This is a genomic window from Paenibacillus sp. J22FR83, assembly GCF_059691955.1.
This window is the reverse complement of the sequence record NZ_JCAUAM010000005.1, coordinates 320474-345528: the sequence shown is the minus strand read 5'-3', so window position 1 is coordinate 345528 and position 25055 is coordinate 320474. Positions and strand designations below refer to the sequence as shown.

The window sequence follows — 25055 nt, the reverse complement described above, 5'->3', positions numbered from 1 at the left end:
CCGAAGCTTTAAGGAGGTACAGGAAATGCGAAGAGTCATGATAGTTGATGATGAAAAGTGGATACGCAGAGGATTGATTCAATCCATTTCCTGGAACAAATGGGGCTTAGAGCTTGTAGGCGAAGCAAGTGATGGGGCAGAAGGATATGAAATGGCCATGGACAAAAAACCAGATCTGCTTTTCCTCGATATGCGTATGCCCGGTCTCGACGGTAAACAGCTGCTTGTCATGCTGAGCCAAGAGGTGCCGGACTTGTTAACGATCGTCATTAGTGGCTATTCGGATTTCGAGTATACAAAGGAAGCCATTCGCCATAAAGCATTTGACTACTTGCTGAAGCCGGTTAAAAAGGAAGAGCTCGCTGCGGTCGTGGAAAAAGCGCTCCTTGAGCTGGATCGACGCGAAGCGGATAAGCTTAAGGCAACCCGTGTCCAAGGAGGGGATTGGTTGAGGCATTATCTGCTGAGTACGGGGGAAAGGGGGGAAACTTTCGTTCCGTCCAGTTGGCAGATGGGCGAATATGCTTTGCTTGTTGGCCGCATGGACACCTTCCACGAGTATTATAATCTAGCAGGTCATCTGCCGGCTATCCATGAGCAATTATCCCGAATGAAGCCATTCCTTTTCGGGGGACGCTGGGAATATGAGCTTACGACGCTTCAGGAAAGCGGCCATGAAATGATCATTGCCATTAGGGGGGCGGTGCTAGATACCAAGGATTTTTGCAAACTGCATGCAACTGTGCAAAATGCCTTAAAACAGGCAGGGAGCGTGAGTTTCAGCTTTGGCTTGAGCATGAGGAAGCTGGAGATTGCCATGTTGGAGGAGGCATACAACGAAGCGAAAAAAGCTTTATCAAGCAAACCTTTGGTAACGGCAGGCAGCTTGCTTTTTGCAGAAAAGACTGGTATTCACTTATCTGGGAATTATCCACAGGATAAGGAGAATTCGTTCTTATGGGTGCTCCAATCAGGAAATATACAGGTTGTAGAACAAGAGTTTGAGCGATTGTTTGCTTCATTCGTAAGTGACTCTACGACAGTAGGGCATATGCAGTGGTGCGCGGATTTGCTTCTTCATGCGATTGAGAAGCAGCTTCAGGCGAAGGATATACGAGTTGAGGAGATCTGTGGTAAAAATACGCTGATATATTCCGAATTGATTCACCAAAGAAATGATTTGAGTTCTGTGAAGAAGCTATTCCAAGAGGATCTGATCCCTGCCGTGCTTGGCTTTTACAGCCATTCCGGTGAAAAACAAGGGGAAAAGGTTGTCAGCGAGTTGAAAAAATGGATGGAAAATAATTACGACCAAACCTTTTCTCTGCAACAAATTGCCAGCAGTTGTTTTTTTAATCCGGACTATTTAAGTCGGATTTTCAAAAAGATGACGGGGAAGAGCTTTGTCGACTATTTAACCGATATCCGCATGCATAAAGCCAAAGAATTGATGAATAAATCAAAATATAAAAATTATGAAGTCGCGCAAAAAGTTGGCTATGAGGATTACCGATATTTCAGCCAGATTTTCAAACGAAAAGTCGGCATGACCATCGGTGAATACCGTAAAGTCATCGGAAAGGCGGACCACTAAGGAGAGAAATAAGTGATGTCTAAACATCTAATTCCCGATACGCTTATGCTCGAAGAACGTGCGGCTCATGCCATCAATGCGATGATTGGCATGGCGGATCACGACCATAACTATATCCCGTTTTTTGCCTCGGTTCTGATGCACAAACCTGCCTTGGGCGGATCCTTACGCTGGCTAGAGAATCAAGTAGAATTAATAACGAACGCTATATTGCGGCCATTCTGCGATTACAATTTACGGAGCCGAATTATTTATAGAGTAGAAGATAGAGAGGTGCTGAAGAATATGCCGCAATGCAAGACGATTCTGTTCCAAGGCGATTCCATTACTGACGGTGGCAGGGGATGCAACAAAGATCTTAACCATATATTAGGACATGGCTATGCTTATATTATAGCCAGCAAGCTGGGGCATGAACTGGCCGAGAAACAGCCCTTGTTTATCAATCGGGGTGTCAGCGGAGACCGCGTTTTCGATCTGTACGCCAGGTGGAACGAGGATGCCATAAGTCTCCGACCCGATGTGATAAGCATCCTGGTCGGAGTCAATGACGCTGGGCGGATCATCAACGGAGAACACGTTGGTGCAACGGACCGGTTCGAGAGAGCTTATCGACATCTGTTGGATGAGACGTCTGAAGTACTTCCGGGAGCAGGTATCGTGCTGTGCGAACCATTTATACTCAAAGTTCCTCCAGTCTCCGATAGATGGGAAATCTGGCAAGAACGGATCGTGCGCTATCAAGATATCGTAAGGAAGCTTGCCGACGAATTCGGAGCCGTCTTCGTTCCACTGCAGTCCACTATTAATGAGGCATGCATGCTGGCAGAACCGTCCTACTGGATTTGGGATGGCGTTCACCCGACGGCGGCGGGACACGGTTTGATCGCTAAACAATGGCTATCTGTCGTTCAACAAAGCTGCCTTCGCATCGATTGAAGGTTATCACATGTGTTTATTCTGTGCAAAATCTAAAGCAAATTCATTAATAATGAACGCTGTATTACTGCCATTCTGCGATTACAATTAAAAGAAAAGATAGCGCTTACCAAATGTGTAATAGCACTAATTATTCTTTGAAGCCAAGGGGACGAATCGCTGATGTTTACGGAGAACTTACCGAAAATCATGTACGGAGGAGACTATAACCCGGAACAATGGCCACGCGAAATCTGGGATGAGGATATGCGGCTGTTCCAGATCGGCGGCGTTGATATTGTCACGCTCAATGTTTTCTCGTGGGCACTTAATCAGCCGGATGAGAACACATATCGTTTCGACTGGCTGGACGAGATGATGGATAAGCTTCATACACAGGGGATTAAGGTTTGCCTAGGTACATCGACTGCGGCACATCCTGCATGGATGGCGACGCGATATCCCGATGTCACGATCGTCGAGTTTGACGGCCGCAAGCGCAAGTTCGGACGACGGCATAATTCCTGTCCGAACAGCCCGACATTCCGGCTGTATTCGGAGCGTATGGCGCGAAAACTTGCAGAGCGTTACAAAGATCATCCAGCTTTGCTGTTGTGGCATGTGAATAATGAATACGGTTTGAGATGTTATTGCGACAACTGTGAGAAAGCGTTTCGCGTGTGGCTGCGTGAACGGTATGGCACGCTTGAGGAGCTGAACCGCGCTTGGTATACCCGATTCTGGGGCCATACGTTCTATGATTGGAACGAAATCGTGTTGCCAAGCTCGCTCAGCGAGCACCTCAGTTTGATCAATCCGGATGAAACCGCCTTCCAAGGCATTTCACTCGACTATGACCGCTTTAATTCGGATGCCTTTCTGGCTTGCTACAAGCTGGAACGGGATGCAATCAAGGCGCTAAGTCCGGATGCGGTAGTGACGACGAACTTTCAAAACAACGGCACGTACAAGCCGCTAGACTATTTCAAGTGGGCGAAGGAACTGGATGTGATTGCGCTCGATATGTATCCGGGAGACGACATGACTCCAAGCCAGATGGCGATGCGCTACGATTTGATGCGTGGATTAAAAGGCGGAGACCCGTTCTTGCTGATGGAATCGTGTCCGACCCAGCTTAACTGGCGCCCCCGCAATGCAGTGAAGCGTCCTGGCGTAAACCGTCTATGGAGTCATCATGCCATCGCTCGCGGTGCGGATGCGGTGATGTATTTCCAACTGCGCCGCTCGCTCGGCGCTTTCGAGAAATTCCACGGGGCCATGATCGATCATGCAGGCCATGAGAATACCAGAGTCTTCAGGGAATGTGCCAAGATCGGCAGCGAGCTTCAGCAGATCGGCGATACTTTGGTAGGCTCGCGCTCTGATGCGCGGGCGGCGATCGTGTTCGACTGGGATAACTGGTGGGCAATCGAGCATTCCAGCGGACTTACCGTGGATCTACGTTATATCAAGGAAATAGAGAAGTATTATGATGCCTTCTACAGTCGGAATCTACAGGTTGATTTGATTAGCGTGGAAATGAATCTGGCTGATTATGAGATTGTGGTTGCACCGGTGATGTATTTGCTTCATCCAGGCTATGCCGCACGTTTGGAACATTTCGTGGAGCAAGGCGGCACGCTGGTTACCACAACATTTAGCGGCATCGTGAACGAAAGCGATCTGGTTACGCCTGGCGGCTATCCAGGCGAGCTTCGCGAGTTGCTCGGGATATGGGTGGAGGAGATCGACGCACCGATGGAACATCAGCGAAATCGCGTCGTCATGACATCGCAGCTTGGGGAGCTGGAAGGCTCGTATGATTGCGGCGTTCTGTGCGACGTGATTCATCTTGAGGGAGCAGAGTCGTTTGCCGTTTTCGAACGCGACTTCTATCAAGGATTCCCTGCTCTCACACGTAACCGACGCGGAACGGGTGAGGCATGGTACGTTGCGACCTCGCCAGAGTCAACGATGCTGAGCGGACTGATTGGGCATTTATGTGAAACACGCGGCATACAGCCGTTGCTGGATACGCCTTCTGGTGTGGAGGCGTCCGTCCGCATCAAAAATGAAAAAAAATTCCTATTCCTGCTTAATCATAACGAAGCTGAAGCCGAGATTCAGATCGGTGCGGGCACCTACGTGGATTTGTTAACCTGCACTTCACACGAAAGTACCCTGCTACTTCCCGCGTTGGATGTGCGGATTTTGGCAGTCGTTCATGCGTAATGCACGAAGTGTTAAGAGCATACACAACACTAGGGGGAGCTAAACCAATGAGAGACAATAAAGGCGGTAAGCATATGAAGCTGTGGTACCGCCAGCCAGCTGAAGATTGGGTCGAGGCGCTGCCTATTGGCAACGGCCGCTTGGGCGGCATGGTCTATGGCGGTATTAAGCGCGAGCAGATTGCGCTTAACGAGGAAACGCTGTGGTCAGGTACGAAGCGGGGGCGAGAGCGCGAGGAGCCGTTGCGTCATTTGGATGAGAGCCGCAGGCTCATCTTCGCAGGCCGTTACAGCGATGCTCAAGCGGTGATTGAAGAACATATGCTGGGGCCGGCGGGCAATGCGTTTCAGGCGATGGGCGATTTGGAAATCGTCATGAGCCATTCTTCCTCAGTGGAAGATTACCGGCGTGAACTTGACCTACGCACCGGATTGTGCCGGACCGACTATGTGTCTAACGGTGTGGGCATAAAGAGGGAAATATTCGTGTCAGCAGTCGATCAGGTGATGGCGGTGCGGCTCGAAGCCGACCGATCGGGGGCAATTGGGCTAGAGGCGGCGCTCACCAGCCGGCTTAATTATGGTGTGAAAAAATGTGGCATCGATCGCATCATCCTTACTGGCGCAGCGCCAAGTCTGCTGGATCACGAGAAAGAGCTGTCGGAAGATACAGTCGTCTATGAGGAAAATCAAGGCATCCAGTTTCAGGTTCAACTACAGGCCATTCTTGAGGGCGGAATTGTCGAGACGCATGGAGGAAGACTAGTCGTGAAGGGAGCGGATGCTGTAACGCTGTTGCTTACCTCAGCAACCAGCTTTAACGGCTTTGATCGCGATCCCGCGCTCGAAGGGTTGGATCCGCGCCCGCGTTGCGACGCATGGCTGAACGAAGCGGCGAAGCTGAGCTACGTCGAACTGCGTGAACGCCATATCGCGGACATCACGCCGTACTTCGATCGCGTGAAACTGGAGCTTGACGCGCCAAGCCGTGAGGACATCCCGACCGATGAGCGGATCGCAGCCGTACTGGCTGGTCAAGCAGATGAGCGGCTTACTGAGCTATTCTTTCAGTTCGGCCGCTACCTGATGATTAGTGCTTCGCGTCCAGGAACACAGCCGACAACGCTGCAAGGCATCTGGAACAACATGACGAAGCCGCCATGGTCTTGCAATTATACGACGAATATTAATACGCAGATGAACTATTGGCCGGCTGAGGTGTGCAATCTCGCGGAGTTCCATGAACCGTTATTCGAATTGCTTGAAGATTTACGAATTGCCGGAGCGCGGATGGCAAAGGCTTATTACAACTGTCGGGGCTGGGCTTCGCACCATAACATCGATCTGTGGCGCAATACGACGCCTTCCCCAGGCTCAGCCAGCTGGGCGTACTGGCCGATGGGCGGCGTATGGCTGTGCCAGCATTTGTGGGAACATTACGCTTACGGCCTCGATCAGGACTTCCTAAGAAAAAAGGCATATCCAATTATGAAGGAAGCGGCACAGTTCTGTCTCGATTACTTGGTGGAAGATGAGGAAGGCAATCTCGTCTCCGTGCCTTCGACGTCACCGGAGAATACATTCATTGCACCCGATGGACAACGGGCTGCGGTAAGTATGAGCTCAACGATGGACATCGCACTTATGCGCGAACTGTTCACGAATTGTATAGAGGCTGCGCGTATTTTGGAAACGGATACGGCGTTCAGTCAATCCTTGCAGGAAGCGCTGGAGCGGCTGCTTCCGCTGCGAATCGGTCAGCACGGCCAATTGCAGGAATGGTTTCGCGACTTTGAGGAAGCGGAACCTGGACACCGTCATACCGCCCATCTGTACCCCTTACATCCGGGAAATCAAATTACGGTTCGCGGTACGCCTGAATTGGCTAAGGCCGCCCGTGTCAGCCTAGATCGCCGTCGCATACACGATGGGGAGGATACGATCGGCTGGTGCTATTCATGGAATATTAGCATGTACGCGCGTTTGGAGGATGCGGAGACGGCACATTCGTATTTGACGAAACTGCTTGGCAACCCATTTCCAAACCTATTCAATGCGCATCGCCATCCGAAAATCACATTCTACCCGCTCACCATCGAAGCCAATTTCGCTGCTTCGGCAGGCATCGCGGAACTGCTCATGCAGAGCCATGCCGGCGAACTGCATTTGCTGCCTGCGCTCCCGAAGGCATGGCCTTCCGGTCGGATCAGCGGCATCCGCGCTCGCGGTGGCTACGAGCTCGATCTGATCTGGGCGGATGGGAAGCTGCGAAACGCAACGATCCGAGCTTCACAGTCTGGACGCTGCCAAGTGCGCACAACTGTGCCAATTGCGGTTGAAGCCGAAGATTGGGATAAGTTCGAAGATGGAGTGATCGCTTTCACGGTCGAAGCCGGCCGAAGCTACACGATCACGTCAGACGTTGCACACATTGCCAAAGGGTCATCCACGCAAAAGAAGTCGTAAAGTCGCTGCTATTGATAGGGGATGACATAAAAGTTTGCCAATGATCCGGCACTTCTGCCTAGGTAGTTGTTGGCAATCTTTTTATTTTTGAGTTGGAGGTTATCGAACCATGATACGAGTCGCAAGTTGTAAAACCGAATATACACATAACCCCATTGGCCTTGACGTCCGTAAACCCCGGCTGTTTTGGCAATTGGACGCTGCATACAGCGAGGCGGTGCAGAGCGCTTATCAAATTAGGGTTGCTACTTCTCCCGATAAGTTTGCGCATGACCAAGCCGACATGTGGGATAGTGGAAAAGTTAGCACAAATGCTTCAACCCACGTGGAATATGGGGGTAAACCGCTTCAATCAGAAGGCGCGTACTATTGGCAGGTTCGTGTCTGGGACGGTGCGGATGAGCGATCGGATTGGAGCGAGACAGCATACTGGATGATGGGGATTTTATCACGCGGTGAATGGAAGGCGAAGTGGATTGGGCGCAAGTCCGAGGATGGACTGCTCATGCAGCCATCCCCCTATTTTAGAAAACAGTTTGAAGTTAAAAAAAAGGTACAAAGGGCTATTGCTTATGCGACAGCATTAGGTGTTTATGAGTTGAATCTGAATGGTGAGCGGATCGGTGATCGATTTGCGCCAGGATGGACGGATTATAACGTCCGCGTACAGGTTCAAGCTGTAGATCTGACAGATCAAATCAAGGTGGGCGAAAATGTTTTTGGCGTTATTTTGGGAGATGGCTGGTATGCCGGAACCGTTGGTTTTCTCGGAGATAAGGTATATGGAGAAAGACCCTTTTTCCTCATGCAGGTGAGCATAGATTACGAAGATGGAACCGTGGATAGGATCATAACGGATCATTCGTGGGCTACGAATAGAGGACCTATTCAATATTCCGATATGATCAAAGGGGAAACGTACGATGCAAGAGAGGAATTAATCGGATGGCATGAGGCTGGCTACGATGATTCGTCTTGGGAAATGCCAGATGTTCGCGCCGGGTATAACGGGCTGCTTGTGGCAGCCATAGAACCGCCAATCCGCATAACACAAACGATAAGACCGATCAGCATGAACAAGACAGCAGCAGACACCTATATCTATGATATGGGTCAGAATATGGTCGGTTGGACCTCAGTGAAGGTGCAAGGTGAACGTGGAACAACGGTGTCGTTAAGTCATGCCGAGATGTTGAATCCGAACGGCAGTTTATATATAGAGAACTTGCGCGAAGCTTGCCAACAAAATCATTACATTTTGAATGGAAATGGTCTAGAGAGCTATGAGCCTCACTTTACGTTCCACGGCTTTCGTTATGTGGAGCTGATTGGATATCCCGGAGAGGCCAATCTGGATACGATTGAAGGCAAGGTTGTCCATTCCGAAACGCCTGTGACGGGGAAGCTGGAGACATCGGATCCGATGGTGAACCAGCTTTATTCCAACATTACATGGGGACAGCGAGGCAACTTCTTATCGGTGCCGACGGATTGTCCGCAACGGGATGAGCGGTTAGGTTGGACGGGGGACGCGCAAATTTTTGCCCGTACCGCAGCTTACAATATGGATGTATCCCGCTTTTTCAGTAAATATGTGTGGGATATGGTGGATTGTCAGCAGCCTTCAGGTGCCTTCACAGATGTGGCCCCGGATGCCGGTTGGATTCGCTATAAGAACTGGAGTACTAGGCTGAATTGGTTCGCGCCTGACAACTCCGGTTGGGGTGATGCCGGCGTCATTATTCCATGGACGATCTATTTAATGTATGGCGATATACGAATTCTTGAAACACATTACGAGGCGATGGTCAAATGGGTGAACTATTTAACTAACACGACCGATGAGCTGGTACGACCGGGTTATGCAAATTATGCCGACTGGCTATCGATTGGTGCTGACACGCCGAACGAAGTGTTGGCTACCGCTTACTTTGCTTACAGCACGAAGCTGCTTGCGCAAATCGCAGGCGTATTGGGGAAAACCGAGGACGCGAACCAGTACCAGGTGTTATTTGACGATATCGCAAAAGCTTTCCGTAAAGCTTTTGTTGCGGAAGATGGCCGCATTCACGGCGATACACAAACGGTTTATGTGTTAGCGCTACAATTCGGAATCTTAACAGAAAACCAGTCTAAACAAGCGCTTGAGCATCTTGTCACTGATATCCAAGGGCGCGAGAACCGATTGTCGACGGGCTTTCTCGGCGTAGGCTACTTATTGCCAGTGCTAACGGACTACGGCAGTCTGGACGTAGCGTACAAATTGCTTCAGCAAGAAGCGTTTCCATCTTGGATGTATTCGATTAAACACGGGGCAACCACGATCTGGGAACGCTGGGATGGGTGGACGGAGGATCAGGGCTTTCAGACCCCTTCAATGAATTCATTCAATCATTACTCCCTTGGCTCTGTTGGGGAGTGGATGTTCCGTTATATGGCTGGTATTGAAGCGGATCCGCAATGTCCTGGCTTTCAACATGCGATCATAAGGCCTAAACCTGGCGGTAACTTAAGTTGGGTAAGAGCAAGTTATGAATCGTTGTACGGATGCATCAAAGTGGAGTGGCAGCTCTCGGATGATGGGACATTCCGTTTACATGTCGATGTACCTGCCAATACGACAGCAACGATCCATATGCCTGATCAACCAGCGACGCCACAACGGATTGGATCAGGAAGTTATCTGTTCGAAAGTTTATTAAAAAAATGATTAAGGAGTGATAAATAGATGTCTGAACGTCGTTTAATTCCCGATACACTTATGCTGGAGGAACGTGCCGCCCACGCCATTAATGCCATGATTGGCATGGCGGATCACGATCATAATTGTATCCCTTTTTTTGCTGCTGATTTGATGCATAAACCTGCCTTCATGACACATGGCGATTGGGATTACGGTTCATCGCATGGACGAATGATCGATGGTCTCATCTTGGCTCGTCATATGTCAGGAGAAGAGTTCGGCAAGGAAGTTGAAGAGCAATATCGCGCGAATCTGTTGTCTTTTTTCAAAGAAGACGGCATGAGCTATAGACAGATTAACCCAACCCATGATTGGGAGCCGAATGCGAATCTGATTGATCAGCGGGCTGTCATTTTATCCTTGACGTCATGGTATATGGAATCTGGAGATCCGAAGGTGAAAGAAGTGGCTGACCGCCATGTGGCGGCATTAAAACGCATCGCGATTAAAGAGCGGGATGTGTGGTATTATCCGGCTTCGGAGTATAAAGAAACGGGCTGGCCTTCCCGTAACGCCATTCAGCTGCGTTTAGCGCCCGATCCGGCAGCATTTTGCGGTCGTTTGGTGATGCCATTATTGAAATATCATGAGTTGACGGGCAATCAAGATGCGTTTGAACTGTGCCAATTTTTCACAGCGCTGATCATCGAACGTAGCGGCGTGTTCAATCAAGACGGCAGCTTCAACGATTCGCTGGCGTATCGGAGCGGGCATTTCCATACACGCATAGGCACGCTGGACGCGATCGCGAGATTCGGTGTATGGACAGGTGACGCAGCCATGCTGGCTTGGGTCAAGAAAAGCTACGATTGGGCGCTGACCAAATGTACGACTTTTGGGTGGACACCAGGCGATTTGCATGAACAGGCCTACGAACACGAAACATGCTCGCTGGTGGATTTAATTGCTACAGGGATTACTTTAGCGCAAAGCGGTTATGTGGAATATTGGGGAACGGTGGAGCGGTTCTTGCGAAACCATCTGGCAGAATCCCAACTGCTAGATCTGGATTGGGTGGAGCAAACAGACGATAAGTCCTGTGACATTCATGCGAACAAAAGCTTTTATAAAGTAGCGGAGCGCACGCGGGGCTCATTTGCTGGATACTCGGCGCCTAACGATTTTGTTTGCGATGTGATCGAAGGGCGCGGTCATATGAACGATTTGCAGATCTGTTGTCTAGGCTCTGGAACGCGCGGTCTCTTCATGGGTTGGAGTCACACGATCACGGAGAAAAAAGGTACGATCAGCGTCAATTTCCTTTTAAACCGCGGTTCGAAATGGCTGGATGTCAGCTCCTACCTACCTCATGAAGGGAAAGTCGTCCTCGATATTCACACGGATATTTCAAGGCTGCAGATTCGAATTCCAGAGTGGGCTGGCTTTACGAAAATCAAGTATGTGCGTGAACGAAATGGTAAAGTGATCGAGGGGAAGGGCAGCGAAGCGAGCAGCTGGGTAAACAAACATTTTCTCTTGCTTGGTTCCGCAGTCGCAGGGGAGAAAATCACAGTGACCTTCCCGCTGAGCTTACGCAAAACGATAGAGAATGCGGTTGGCCAAACATTTGAAACGGAATGGCGCGGGGACGATGTCGTGAATATCACTCCAAAAGGCAAGAAAAAGCCGTTGTACAGCGGACGTCAAGTGTTTGAAGAGGCGCCAATGCGTACCGGGGATTATCGCCGATTGGATAAGGAATTTGTCTGGTAAGGTATGGAAGCATTAGGGATTCGCTTGCCAAGCGGATTACATAAGGAGGAGTACGATGCAAACGGTAGTTGCCATCTACACAGGGCAGGGCTTAGCAGACCCTTTGAAAAAGGTATTTCAAGAGCTGCTGCCGGATATTCGGCTTATTTCGATTATTGATGATAGCTTAATCGGCGATGTGAATCGTGCAGGGCATATTCCTGATCTCGTGTCTCGCCATCTGGTTCAGTATTACCGGCATGCAGAGGAGCTTGGCGCAGACGTCATTCTCAATACATGTTCCTCTGTTGGGGAAGTTGCAGAGGAAGCGCGTTCAGCCATCGGGGTACCGATTGTTCGAATTGATGAATCGATGGCTGCCAAGGCGGTAGCCAGCTATGCGCGGATTGGCGTGTTGGCAACGCTGCCGTCAACCTTGGAACCGACTTTACGACTCATTCTGAGTAAAGCGGATGAAGCAGGAGCTCAGGTGCAGCTTGTGAGCGGACTCGCGGAGGGGGCCTTTGATGCTCTGATCAGCGGTAACCCGGAAGAGCATGACCGTCTATTGCTGGAAACGGCGAAGCGGGTTGCGGAAACGGCCGATGTATTGGTACTGGCGCAAGGCTCAATGGCGCGTATGGAGCAAGCGCTGGCGGAGGTGACCAGCAAGCCAGTTCTTTCTTCGCCTAGATCGGGCGTCGAGCAGGTGAAGGCGCTGCTTGCTGCTGCCTTGGAGGCGAAATGAGCATGAGTCAAGATCGCGTAACAGCTGTTTATTTGGTAGAAACAGCGTACACCTTGGAACGGGCAGCTGCTTGTATCGCTGGCGAACAGTCAACCGGTACGTTCACGGCTGTCCCAGGAGAGACATTGTCGCTTAAGGACCTGTATGGCGCAAAAATAGAGAATATTGAACCGCTAGAGGAAGTGAATTCCCCTTCACTTCCTGGGGCCAAGACGCCACTGAATCATGACGGTCTGTATCGTCGTGGACGTGTGACTGTATCGTTTCCTCTCCATAACTTCGGACCCTCCATGCCTAATTTAATGTCTGCTGTTGCTGGCAATTTATTTGAACTTCAGGAACTGTCAGGGCTTAGATTGCTAGATCTGGAGCTGCCGGACGCGTTTGCGGCGAGATATCCGGGTCCGAAATTTGGGATAGAAGGAACAAGGAAGCTGACGGGCGTCTATGATCGACCGATTCTTGGGACGATTGTGAAGCCGAGCATCGGATTAACGACGGACGAATTATCAACATTAGTAGGGAAGCTGGCGAGAGCTGGCATGGATTTCATTAAGGATGATGAGTTGAATGCGAATCCACCTTGCGCACCTTTAGCTGATAAAGTGAAAGCGGTCATGGAAGCTGTTGAAAGAGCGGCAGATGCCACAGGCAAAAAGCTCATGTATGCATTTAACATTACAGGTGATTATGATGAGCTTCAAAGAAATCATGATTTGGTTGTAAAAGCAGGTGGTACCTGCGTGATGGTTAGCATCCTTAGCATCGGGTTGTCAGGGCTTGCGTTTTTGAACCAGTTCAGCGAAGTTCCGATCCATGGTCATCGCAACCAATGGGGAATGCTGACTCGTTCGCCGCTTCTTGGGATAGAATTTACGGCCTATCAAAAGCTATGCCGATTAGCCGGCGCAGATCAGTTGCACGTGAATGGTCTAAATAGTAAGTTTTACGAAAGTAACGAATCGGTAGTTCGCTCTATAAAAGCTTGTACTTCCCCGCTCTTTGGCGGCTACAGCTCGATGCCGGTCGTATCCTCTGCTCAGTGGGCAGGAACTGCTCCGGCTACCTATGCAGCAACGGAAACTGTGGATGTCATGCACTTGGCCGGCGGAGGCATGTTGGCGCATCCGGATGGTCCCGCAGCCGGATTTGAGAGTATGAAGCTAGGTTGGGAAGCAGCGGTTCAGGGCATCCCCCTAGACACGTATGCGGCTCATCATCCAATTTTGCAAAGGGCGATTGAGAAATACGGGAAGGATGAGGGCTAGTGGACGAATCCCCTGTAGGAATAGGTCACAAAGTCTTAAGTTCAGAGACTAGACGGCTGCTCTGTTATTATGGAGATGATTTTACCGGTTCCACGGATGTACTCGAATCATTGTTCCATTCCGGATTAAGAACTGTCTTGTTCTTAGAGACGCCCTCAGCTGAAGTGCTGGAGCGATTTCCAGATGTTGCTTGCTTCGGCGTGGCTGGGGTGGGACGCTCCTTAACGCCAGAGGAAATGGAGACGGAGCTGCGGCGGATTTTCACAACATTAAAAGCAGCTGGAGCAGCCGTCGTGCATTATAAAGTTTGTTCAACTTTTGACTCTTCGCCTCGCACAGGTAATATCGGCAAAGCAGCGGAAATTGGGCGGGAAGTGTTCGGCGGCCGATTCATTCCGCTGCTGGTCGGTGTGCCGTATTTGGGCCGTTATACCTTGTTTGGCAATCATTTTGCCAAAGGTGGAAGGCAGGTACATCGGCTAGATCTCCATCCGACGATGTCCAAGCATCCTGTTACGCCAATGGCGGAATCCGATCTGCGAAAGCATTTGGCTCAGCAGACTGCTCTGAGATCAGCTCTATTGGATATTTTGGCGCTAGACGGCACTGATGCCCAGGTACGAGAGCGCCTTGAGAAGGTCATCCAGCAAGAAAAGCCGGATCTGCTTCTTTTTGATGTCTTGGATGAGCGGCGATTGGAAACAGCGGGAAGACTGATTTGGGAAGAGGCAGCGGGGCAAGAAGGGGTCTTTGTCATCGGCTCCTCTGGGGTTGAGTACGCATTAGGGGAAGTTTGGCGCAAATCATTAGGGACATCAGCAGGGAGGTGGGCGAAACCTCCAATAAGAGAGAAGAGGCAAGACTCTCCATCTCCCTCACTATCTCAACCACCCCTGCTTGTTATTTCAGGAAGCTGTTCGCCGGTCACAGAAGAGCAGATTCAACATGCCTTGCAAGCAGGATTTGTGGGTATTCGTGTACCAACGATCGAACTGATCATGCCAGAAACACGCGAGGCTGCCCGTGCGAAGCTGCAGCTAGAAGCTGGGCAGTGGCTTTCCCAAGGGAAGCATGTCATGTTGTATTCGGCAACAGGTCCAAATGATGCGAGCATTGAAGCTGTACGCAAGGTATTGGCCGCAGAGGGAATTAGGGCAGAAGACAGCAGCCGATTGCTAGGCATGGCCCTTGGTTCTGTAGCTAAAGAGCTAGTAAGTCAGCTTGGAATTAAACGTATTTTGATTGCAGGCGGAGACACCTCAGGGTATGTGACGAGGGAGCTAGGTGTGTATGCGATAGAATGTATAGCTGCACTTGATCCGGGTGGGCCGCTCTGCCGTGCTTATGCGAATGACCCTCAGTTTGAGGGTCTTGAACTAGTGCTCAAGGGCGGACAGGTGGGCACTGCGAATTTTTTTGAAAAGGTTGCTGATTATAGCTAACGTGCTAGTAGAGCCTTATTGTACGACTACGAATAAATGAAAAGGTGGGCTTACATGGACGTTAAAGATCACACTTCATGGTTGGATCTAGACTATAAACCGAAGCTGCCCATGAACAAATCTTTCGGTATCGGGATCGTGGGTGCTGGTGAAATCGTAAGCGAAGCGCATCTTCCAGCTTACCGAATGGCAGGGTTTAATGTTGTAGGGATTACGAATCGAACAAGAAATAAAGCAGAAATTGTCGCCAACAGGTATGGCATTCCCAAGGTATACGATACCGTGGAAGAAATGATACTTGATCCGGAAGTCGAGATTGTAGACATTGCGCTAACCGCGGATTTACAGCTGGATATCGTGAAAATGGCCGCTGCGGCCGGAAAACACATACTCTGCCAAAAGCCTCTTGCAGACAATTATAGCTCCGCTAAAAGCATCGTCGACATATGTGAACGCGCAGGCGTCAAAGGAGCGATCAACCAGCAAATGCGCTGGGCTCCCGGCATAAGGGCGAGTCACTCGATCATACAAAGAGGTTGGCTTGGAGAGCTGACTCAGGCAACCATTCAGGTTAATGTGAACACGAATTTTGCCAACTGGTCTTTTTTACGTCAAGTCGAGACGCTCGAAGTGATGTACCACAGTATCCATTACATGGATTCCATTCGATTCTTGTTGGGTACACCCGAATATATTTATGCGGATGGGGCCAAATTTCCGGGACAGGAAGTACAAGGCGAGACTAGAACGATGCTGCATATGAAATTCCCAGGGGAGACAAGAGGACTCATTCACGACAACCATAATAACTGGGCGAATGTGGAGGATTGGTTCGCGACCTTCCGGTTTGAAGGGACGAAAGGCATGATTAAAGGGACGAACGGCGCCTTGTATAACTATCCCGTGGGCAGAGAGGATACGATCAGCTTCATTTCGAAAGAAATTGACCCGAACTATTGGTTCAGCCCTTCGCTTGAGGGCAAATGGTTCCCACATGCATTCATGGGGACAATGGGAGAATTGATGAGAGCGATTGAAGAAGATCGCGAGCCGGAGAATAGTGTTCGGGATAATTTATTAACGATACAGATGCTATTTGCAGCCTATCGGTCAATGGCTGAAAATCGGCCTGTCCGATTAGATGAAATTCAATAAACGTCGAGGTGTAAGTGATGAGACCATTGGAAGGATTAGTGGTGCTGGAGTTTTGCCAGTATTTGTCCGGACCCTCAGCGACACTTCGTCTGGCGGATCTGGGCGCAAGGGTCATAAAAATTGAACGGCCTGGGTCTGGGGACGGTTGCCGCCAACTGCTGTTAAACAATCTTGAGACTGAGGAAGGCGGCGTTCTGTTTCAAACGATTAATCGTAATAAAGAAAGCTATGCAGCCGACTTGAAAAATCCTAAGGATCTGGGCAAGCTCACCAAGCTGATTAGTCAAGCGGATGTGTTGGTCGAAAACTTTCGACCTGGAACGATGGAGAAAATCGGACTTGGTTATGAGGATGTGAAAAAAATCAATCCTCGTATCGTCTACGGAACGGTCACCGGATACGGAAAAGAGGGACCTTGGAAAAACAAACCAGGACAGGATCTTCTCGTTCAATCCTTGACTGGTCTCGCTTATTTGAATGGAAATGGCGACCAGCCTCCGATGCCGTTCTCGCTTGCGATCGCGGATATGATGACAGGTGCGCAGTTAGCGCAGGGAATTTTGGCCTGCCTGGTTCGAAGAGGACGTACTGGTGAAGGCGGGTTTGTAGAGGTCAGTTTGCTTGAATCCATGTTGGACTTCCAATTTGAGGTGCTGACGACGTATCTAAACGATGGCGGACATCTGCCTGAGCGCAGCAACATTAACAATGCTCATGCTTATTTGGGCGCGCCATACGGGATTTATGAGACGCAAGACGGTTATATCGCACTAGCGATGGGTTCCATCGTCCGTCTGGGACAATTGCTCGAATGTCCGGAGGTGGCGGCGTTTACCGATCCGAAGGAATGGTTTACGCGCAGGGATGAGATTAAGGGACTTCTTGTCGAGCATTTGAAGCAGCGAACGACGGAGGAGTGGCTTAGCGTATTAGAACCTGCGGATTATTGGAGCTCTGACGTGTTTACTTGGGATAAATTAATGAATCATGAAGGGTTCAAAGTGCTGGACATGATACAGGAGGTAGGCCGTCCTGGTCAGCAACTGCTTAGGACGACACGTTGTCCCATTCGGATTAATGGTGAACGCATCAAATCCACGCAATGGGCGCCTGCCATCGGTGAAAACAACGCGAAGATTGAGATGGACTTCAATTTGATAGATGGATGAGAGCGGTGACAACATGAACGGAGTTACTTTTACGAAACCTCTTGAAGGCATGTTGGTGCTTGATTTCAGTCAATTCCTATCCGGCCCTTCGGCGGCGCTTCGTCTAGCTGACTTGGGGGCTCGTGTGATCAAAATTGAACGGCCGGTGATCGGGGACATTTGCAGAACGCTATATATATCGAATCTAGAGCTTGATGGCGATAGCACACTGTTTCATTCTATCAACCGTAACAAAGAAAGCATTGCAGCTGATTTAAAGAACCCTGAGGATGCTCATCTAGTAATGAAGTTGATTGATAAAGCGGATGTACTTATTCAAAATTTTCGACCGGGCGTTATGATAAAACTTGGTTTGAATTATGAATTGGTTAAGGAGATAAATCCAAAGTTGATTTACGGTGAAATCACAGGTTACAGCAACGAAGGTCCATGGGTTGGAAAGCCGGGCCAGGATTTGCTTGTCCAATCACTATCCGGTATGACGTGGTTAAATGGCAATCAAGGGCAACCGCCGACGCCATTTGGCTTGGCTCTTGCGGATATGTCGGCAGGCGCCCACCTTGTTCAAGGAATCTTATCTGGTCTGGTACGAAGAGGGGTTACGGGGGAAGGCTGCCACGTTCAGGTCAGTTTGTTTGAATCTCTATTGGATTTCCAATTTATGGAATTGACTACTTTCCTGAATGACGGCGGCAAGTTGCCGGTTCGTAGTGAGATTCACAATGCTCACCCGTATATGGGAGCGCCCTATGGGATTTACCAGACGAAGGACGGCTTCCTTGCATTGGCGCAAGGCTCTGTAACGGAGTTAGGAAAGCTGCTGGAATGCGAATCTTTACTGGATTATGTCGATCCCAATTCTTGGATTACAGAAAGAGATAAGATTAAAAGGATCTTGTCTGATCATCTGCTGCGAAAAATCACCAGGGAATGGCTAGAGCGCCTTGAACCAGCTGGTTATCACTGCGCGGAGATACTGAATTGGAACCAGCTTATGCAGCAGGAGGCTTTTCAAATGTTGAACATGGTGCAAGAAATAAAGCGCAGTAACGGTTCCGCTATGTTCACGACTCGCTGTCCGCTCCGCATTGACGGTCAACTGCTTACTTCAGCCAAAGGTTCGCCACGAGTTGGCGAGGATACGTTGAAAGTACGGAAAGAATATCAACTTTAATGTAAAAAGTTTTCATAGAGGTGATGACATGAGCATGCGATCCATTTTTTTCGAAGATTTTGAAGTTGGCGCTATCCGAGAAACGGTCGGCCGTACGATTACTGAAACTGATATTGTATTGCACGCGGGGCAAACAGGAGATTTTTATCCGCATCACATGGATGCGGAATGGTGCAAAACCCAAGATTTTAAGCAGCGTATCGCGCATGGTACTTTAATTTTTAGTGTCGGTGTCGGGATGAGTGCCGGAGAAATAAATCCAGAAGCGTTCTCATATGGATATGACCGACTGCGTTTTATCAAACCGGTGTTTATCGGGGATACGATTCACGTACGTATTTCCATCAAAGAACAAAGAGCTTACGCGAAGAGAGAGGATCACGGAATTGTCGTAGAACAAGTGGAAGTGATCAATCAGCATGGTGCCGCCGTATTGGTATGCGAACATTTACTATTGGTAAGGAAGAAATCGTTGCAAGGGTAGAATGGAGGATCTAGATGATTACGATTCGAGGGATGACTTGGCAGCATGAACGGGGAGTAAATCCACTGATTGCCGCAGCTTCCGACTATAACAGGATGCATCCGAACGTCAAAATTGAATGGGATGCTCGTTCTTTGCAGGATTTTGAAAATTATCCTTTGGAGCTTCTCGCTGATCGATATGAATTGATCATGATTGATCATCCTCACCTTGGTGCGGCTGTTTCCGAGAACCTTCTGCTGCCGTTAGATGATCTTGTATCTTCTTCGTATCTAGCCGATCAAAAGTTACAAAGTGTTGGCTTAAGCTTTGACAGCTATACATGGGAGGGGCGGCAATGGGCGCTTGCGGCAGATGCAGCTGCCCAGATTGCTGCTTACCGTGAAGATCTTCTTCAAGCTTCAGGATTAGAGGTGCCGCACAGCTGGGACGATGTGCTAGCGTTATCTAAGAAGCTTCCAAAGGGCAGTCAGATTGGACTTCCACTGGTACCAGTACACGCGTATGCTAGTTATTTTACATTATGCGCACAAATTGGCGGTGAAGCCTTCTGGAGCCAGGATGCGGATATCCCATATGCTGTTGGAGAAGAGGCGCTTAGCGTACTTATGAATTTACTGGCTGTTTCACATCAGCAATCAGCCACAGTCGATCCGATCGGTATGTACGAATTGATGTCAACGACTAATGAGATTGCTTATGTTCCTTTGATTTATGGGTACTCCAATTATGCAAGAGAAGCTTTCCGCCCTAGTCTTATCCGCTGCACGAATATTCCTTCCTCGAACGGAAGCCCGAGTGGGAGTATGATCGGCGGGGTCGGCTTGGCCATCTCCTCACGTTGCAAGTATCGTGAACATGCTGTCAACTTTCTCCAGATGACCGTAAGCGGTGACTATCAGAAATCTTCTTTTGTTCAAAACGGTGGACAGCCTGGGCATTTGAGTGCATGGAAAGATGCTGAAGTCAATCGGGTATCCCATGGATTTTTCACAGATACGCTGGAGACGCTTGAGCTCGGTTCTATGCGACCGCGGTTTAATGGCTATATTGGATTCCAAGACCGTGTAGGCGCAGAGATTCAGCAGTTTCTACTTAAGGGAACCGAAAGTTCACGGACACTCATTCATCGACTAAACCAACTGGTTCACGATTATAAAAAGTGAAAGATGGGAGGAACCTGTGTGAAGGTTGATTCACATCAGCATTTTTGGAATTTTGAACGTATCCCGTATCACTGGCCGACTGCGGAGACGAAATCGATTTACAGAAATATTGAAGCGCCTGAACTTGAGCCATTCTTGCAAGCGTGCGGCGTAGACAAAACCGTTCTTGTCCAGGCGATGAATCATTACGCGGATACGGACTATATGCTTGAGGTGGCCGAGCAGTATACTTGGGTCGCCGGTGTTGTCGGTTGGGTTCCTCTTGATCGGCCGGATGAGGTTTCGAGAAAGCTTGAAACGTATCTCAAGAACCCCTATTTCAAAGGTGTGCGGCATCTTAACCACGAAGAGCCAGATCCCGATTGGGTGATTCGTCCTGATGTAATGGAAGGGTTGAAAGTGTTAGCAACAGCCGGTATTCCCTACGATTTGGTGGCCATCTTCCCCGATCACCTCAAACACGTTCCAACTTTGGCTGAAAACATTCCAAATCTCAAGTTGGTTATCGATCATTTGGCAAAGCCGCCGATTCGGGAAGGCTTATTTCAATCATGGGCGGATGGCATGGCGATCGCCGCTCAGTATCCGAATGTGTATGCGAAAGTATCGGGATTGAATACGGCTGCGATCTGGGATCGATGGACAGCCAACGACATTAAGCCTTATATCCTTCATGCAATGGACGTCTTCGGATCTGGACGGTTAATGTTCGGCAGCGACTGGCCTGTGGCCAATCTTGCTGGGGATTACTGCAAAGTGTGGAACGAAACGAATCGCGCGATAGCGGACTACAGTCAGGCAGATCGCGAAGCCATTCTGGGCGGGACTGCAGCTAGGTTCTATAATTTGTGAAGAAGTAATATTTTATGGATGGAGGTAACAATGAAGAAAATATTGCCGATGAAATATCCAGAGATTACTTCCTATAGCATCCAGTCAAATGTACTTTCAATAATCGCAAATTATGAAGAGACATTGCCGTGGTACCACTCACATTTTGTACAACTCTGTTGTGGTAAACAATCATTAATGATAGGTTTTACAGACTGGGCTCATAATGACACGATATTTGTCCCCCGGCAACATGTCGATAATAGTTTAATAAAAAATAAATGGGAATCAAACATCTGCGAGTTTTTAATTTATTCAATTAATCTTGATTTTTATAATTATTTTTATATTGATGAATATTACATACCTGACTCAAATGCATATCAATCATATAAATTTGTTCATAACGTCTTTGTTTATGGCTACGACATTGAAGAGGAGATATTTTTTATTGCCGGTTCCTTGAAAGATGGCAAGTACATGTTCACTAGATGTACTTTTACTGAATTGGAGAATGCTTATAAAAGCGTTAGTCAAATCGAAGACTTGTTGGGAGGAGTATCTATGTATAAATACAAGAAGATCTCCGTTGATTTTGACCTAAACTTTCTCGCCAATTCAATAATTGAATATCTCTATTCGAAAAATTCCTTCCAATACGATAAACGACTTCATATGTATAAAGACGAATTTATTTACGGTATATCTGTATATCAGCATCTAGATGATTATTTAAGCCGTCTACTACACGGTGAAGATCAAAAAATTGATAAACGACCTTTCCATGCACTTTGGGATCATAAAAAATGTATGCTTTCTAGAATAAAATACATGGGGACCAACAACTTACTAAAGAACGCTGATAGTTTGTTTGTAAATTACCAAATAATTGAAAGAGAAACATTGTATCATAGAAACTCGATTTTGAAGTACTCCTTAACTAAAAATAAAGATGTGGTAGAAAAAACAAGACATGGAATAAACAGACTTGTAGAAATTGAAATGACAGTATTAAATTGTTTTTTGGAATCGATTAATCCGCTATAAATGTATGTTTAACAGTATCCAAAATAGGTTAATAAGGAGGAGAAAATGGCCTCATTCTTTCATATTTACTGTCCAGAGGGAGTTGAGAGTAAGTGTAGCCTGATTGTACGATTCCACTAATCTAATAGCTCACGCAAAAGCTGGCGGCGATGAATCATTAGAAGTCGTTCGTTCGTTTTCTTGAAACCTTTCAGGCTCGTCACAAAATGGCGAGTTCTTTTATTATTAATTCTGAGAAAACCCTAACTTATTTTTTTGAGGGGAAAAACATACCAATAAAAAAAGTGTATGACACTATATAATAACAATTGATCTGATGTCCAATGACACAAATGTGCCTACATAAGTTTAAATGCAATTGCCTGAGGAATCAGGTTTTTTTACTTTTATGCAGGAAGATTTGTGTCATCTAAAAATGCACAAATGTCCCAACATTGTAGTCTTGCGACATAAATTCACCTAGATTATAGATGGTCGATTTGGGATCGGTTCGAGATGGGTTTTGTTAGAACAAGTAATTTCAAAAGAAGAAAATAAAATGGATGCAAAGCTAACTGGTAGGATGAAGCTGGAATGTATGAAGTATTCCCATTTAAGAATCATTATGAATATTAGAAATACATACAAAAGGTTCACTACGCTCACGCAGAACGTAAAGGAAAGGGATCATTGGACGCAGCGCAAACAATGATCTCTTTCCTTTTTGCTATTGGTACAATTTTTTGTTCTAATGTATCAATAACTCTCCGCTCGACTAGAGCTTTAGTGTGGATTATTTCGTTTTTATTTTAGGTGGGAGCGCTACAGCGTTACCACCTAATCTCTTGAACCAAACGGATCAGCTCAGCCCGCTCGACTTCCCCGATCGGCCAACTTTGGATATCCTGGATCACAAGCGATAGGTTGGTAAAGCCTTTCGCTAAGCCGTTTAAACGTGCGGCCAAGGTAGCGTTCATCAGATCCTCGGGGGTAGGATAAAGAGGTCTCAGTTTCAGTACCGCATCAGGGTATCGCTTTAAATAATACTTTTGATGCCGTTCCTCGGCTGGATAGAATCCCTTTAAGGGAGCGATCTCAGTATCTGGTCTGTCTTTCCCTTTAAGCCTGAAGCCTTCAGTCACATTATTAATTGTGTTTTTCTGCAGCTCATCGCGGTATAAGACCAGAGACAAATATTGTCGGCCTTTATACTCGTTGATGTTCGGTGGATGATGGTGTTTCCAGAACAACTCGAGTATTGATTCCAAACTTACCCGTTTGGGATCAAAATCGAGCTCCACCGTCTCGGTGTGGTCGCCGAGCATTCTATATGTCGGTCCAGAAGTTGTTCCGCCTGCATAGCCTACACGTGTTCTAATCACACCGGGCATCTGTCCGAACAAAGCGTCAGGGCTCCAGAAGCAGCCCATGCCAAGAGTGATGGTTTTCATATTGTCATTGTCATTAACCATTGATGGACTGTCACCTCGTATTATGTTTAGAAATTATTATGTGCAAAAAAGAATGGAAAGTCTACACTGGGTATTGTCGGATGACAAACACATTGTCCGAATGTCGACATAAAAAAATAAACCACCCCGGTAAATGGCAGATTACTTCCAATGTTACCCCTCAACTTGAAGGTGTAAGTGATAAAAGAGCGCTATTAATATAATAGAAATATTAAAGCAATGTTTATCGAAGATTCATGTTAATAAACCACTATCTGGAAAAGGTGGTGGTCGTGTTGGATATCAATGTACTATCGGATAAGTTTAGGATTTTTGCTGAAAGAGAATGTCAAGACTCAAGCGCTCTTTATGAACATCTTGCTGGGAACATTGCACATGACTTGGAATTACTTAAACTAGCTACACACTCAAAACTAGGTCAACCAGTACCTAACCTTTTATTTGGGGCAGTTCATTATTTGCTTTTAAGTGGGGTAGAACATGAGTTGACCTCATACTACGCCAGCATAGTAGACAGACCAATGGAATCTACAGGAGCAATAAATTGTTTCAAAGATATTTGTAAGCAGAACGAAAAAGAGATCATTCAACTTTTAGAAAATAAACTTGTTCAAACTAACGAAGTTAGACGTTGTGCATATTTGTACCCCAGCTTTTGTCATATTTATGGAATAATCAAGAAGCCATTAACCCTTTTAGAAATAGGAACGAGTGCTGGCTTGCAACTCATGTGGGATAAGTATTCCTACTCCTATAAATCAAACCAAAAGTACGGATCTCTGCAGTCGACATTAGAAATAATTGCAGAGATTAAAGGAGATAAATTTCCATTATTGTTTGAGCATAGTCCACCTGTCATACGAAGAATCGGTTTGGATTTACACGTAAATAACCTAAACGATTCAGAAGATTACCTTTGGCTAAAGGCATTAATTTGGCCTGAGCATAAGGAGCGTAATTTGTATTTTGAGTCAGCTGCTCATTACCTAAAAAACCAGCCTGTCGAACTAATTGAAGGGGATGGGGTAGCCATGCTCCAGAATATAATTCCAACCGTATCTCTTAATTCATCAATATGTATTTTTCATACCCATGTAGCCAATCAGATTCCTGTTGATGATAAGAAAAAATTGATTGAGCAAATTCAATCCTTGGGTAAGGAGAGGGATGTGTTTCATCTCTATAACAATTTGTGGGACCTAGACCTTCATCTTGATTACTACATTAATGGGAATGAATACAAAGAGACGCTTGCAGAAACAGACGGACACGGTCGATGGTTTACATGGAAATTATTATTCTTCATTGCAGTCTTTTCTCTGCTAGAGGGCGGTTTAACATGAGGAATACTTTCTAAAGGGATAAATGTTTACGGAAAGTTGATCCGAGAAAAATATATATTATTTATAAAGGGAGTGTAAAAATGCCTTTTTTCATAGGAATCGTTCCACCAGAAGATTATAAAGAACAAATTTT

The 25055-nt window shown here is 47.4% G+C and carries 18 protein-coding genes; 17 read left to right on the top strand and 1 reads right to left on the bottom strand.

Going from position 1 to position 25055, the window contains the following annotated elements:
- Window positions 1-25: 25 nt before the first annotated feature.
- From AC58PV_RS12090 to AC58PV_RS12015, 16 genes are all read left to right on the top strand, one after another.
- Window positions 26-1594, top strand: a complete 1569-nt coding sequence (locus AC58PV_RS12090) for a response regulator transcription factor (protein ID WP_497432477.1) — start codon at window positions 26-28, stop codon at window positions 1592-1594.
- Window positions 1595-1879: 285 nt separating this feature from the next.
- Window positions 1880-2533, top strand: coding sequence for an SGNH/GDSL hydrolase family protein (locus AC58PV_RS12085; protein WP_497432528.1), 654 nt, complete (start codon window positions 1880-1882; stop codon window positions 2531-2533).
- A gap of 162 nt (window positions 2534-2695) precedes the next feature.
- Window positions 2696-4744, top strand: a complete 2049-nt coding sequence (locus AC58PV_RS12080; RefSeq protein WP_497432476.1) for a beta-galactosidase — start codon at window positions 2696-2698, stop codon at window positions 4742-4744.
- On the top strand, window positions 4744-7209 hold the full coding sequence (locus tag AC58PV_RS12075) for a glycoside hydrolase family 95 protein (RefSeq protein ID WP_497432475.1): 2466 nt from the start codon (window positions 4744-4746) through the stop codon (window positions 7207-7209). Before AC58PV_RS12080 ends, AC58PV_RS12075 begins: the two co-directional genes overlap by 1 nt.
- Window positions 7210-7318: 109 nt before the next feature.
- On the top strand, window positions 7319-9919 hold the full coding sequence (locus AC58PV_RS12070; RefSeq protein ID WP_497432474.1) for a family 78 glycoside hydrolase catalytic domain: 2601 nt from the start codon (window positions 7319-7321) through the stop codon (window positions 9917-9919).
- Between the two features lie 18 nt (window positions 9920-9937).
- Window positions 9938-11665, top strand: a complete 1728-nt coding sequence (locus tag AC58PV_RS12065; RefSeq protein ID WP_497432473.1) for a glycoside hydrolase family protein — start codon at window positions 9938-9940, stop codon at window positions 11663-11665.
- A 55-nt stretch (window positions 11666-11720) separates the two neighbouring features.
- Window positions 11721-12392 (top strand): aspartate/glutamate racemase family protein, encoded by a 672-nt coding sequence (locus AC58PV_RS12060; protein WP_497432472.1) that lies wholly within the window; start codon window positions 11721-11723, stop codon window positions 12390-12392.
- A 2-nt stretch (window positions 12393-12394) separates the two neighbouring features.
- A complete protein-coding gene (locus AC58PV_RS12055; RefSeq protein WP_497432471.1) occupies window positions 12395-13660 on the top strand; it encodes a ribulose-bisphosphate carboxylase large subunit family protein in 1266 nt (421 codons plus the stop codon).
- Entirely contained in the window at window positions 13660-15102 is a 1443-nt protein-coding gene (locus tag AC58PV_RS12050; RefSeq protein WP_497432470.1) for a four-carbon acid sugar kinase family protein, read from the top strand. Before AC58PV_RS12055 ends, AC58PV_RS12050 begins: the two co-directional genes overlap by 1 nt.
- A gap of 54 nt (window positions 15103-15156) precedes the next feature.
- Window positions 15157-16257: a Gfo/Idh/MocA family protein gene (locus tag AC58PV_RS12045; protein WP_497432469.1), complete on the top strand. Its 1101-nt coding sequence runs from the start codon at window positions 15157-15159 to the stop codon at window positions 16255-16257.
- A 17-nt stretch (window positions 16258-16274) separates the two neighbouring features.
- Window positions 16275-17426: a CaiB/BaiF CoA transferase family protein gene (locus AC58PV_RS12040; RefSeq protein ID WP_497432468.1), complete on the top strand. Its 1152-nt coding sequence runs from the start codon at window positions 16275-16277 to the stop codon at window positions 17424-17426.
- A gap of 13 nt (window positions 17427-17439) precedes the next feature.
- Window positions 17440-18600, top strand: coding sequence for a CaiB/BaiF CoA transferase family protein (locus AC58PV_RS12035; protein WP_497432467.1), 1161 nt, complete (start codon window positions 17440-17442; stop codon window positions 18598-18600).
- Window positions 18601-18634: 34 nt separating this feature from the next.
- The gene (locus AC58PV_RS12030; RefSeq protein ID WP_497432466.1) at window positions 18635-19084 is read left to right on the top strand and encodes a MaoC family dehydratase; all 450 of its coding nucleotides are present in this window, start codon (window positions 18635-18637) and stop codon (window positions 19082-19084) included.
- Between the two features lie 14 nt (window positions 19085-19098).
- Window positions 19099-20250 (top strand): ABC transporter substrate-binding protein, encoded by a 1152-nt coding sequence (locus AC58PV_RS12025; protein ID WP_497432465.1) that lies wholly within the window; start codon window positions 19099-19101, stop codon window positions 20248-20250.
- Between the two features lie 18 nt (window positions 20251-20268).
- On the top strand, window positions 20269-21102 hold the full coding sequence (locus AC58PV_RS12020; protein ID WP_497432464.1) for an amidohydrolase family protein: 834 nt from the start codon (window positions 20269-20271) through the stop codon (window positions 21100-21102).
- Between the two features lie 30 nt (window positions 21103-21132).
- Complete coding sequence (locus tag AC58PV_RS12015) at window positions 21133-22128, top strand: hypothetical protein (RefSeq protein ID WP_497432463.1); 996 nt, start codon at window positions 21133-21135, stop codon at window positions 22126-22128.
- A gap of 809 nt (window positions 22129-22937) precedes the next feature.
- Here AC58PV_RS12015 and AC58PV_RS12010 read toward each other — a convergent pair.
- Window positions 22938-23579 carry a peptide-methionine (S)-S-oxide reductase MsrA gene (locus tag AC58PV_RS12010; RefSeq protein WP_497432462.1) on the bottom strand — a complete coding sequence of 214 codons (642 nt, stop codon included), beginning with the start codon at window positions 23577-23579 and terminating at the stop codon, window positions 22938-22940.
- A gap of 236 nt (window positions 23580-23815) precedes the next feature.
- Here AC58PV_RS12010 and AC58PV_RS12005 point away from each other — a divergent pair, with 236 nt between their 5' ends.
- Entirely contained in the window at window positions 23816-24922 is a 1107-nt protein-coding gene (locus AC58PV_RS12005; protein ID WP_497432461.1) for a DUF2332 domain-containing protein, read from the top strand.
- Window positions 24923-25055 lie beyond the last annotated feature (133 nt).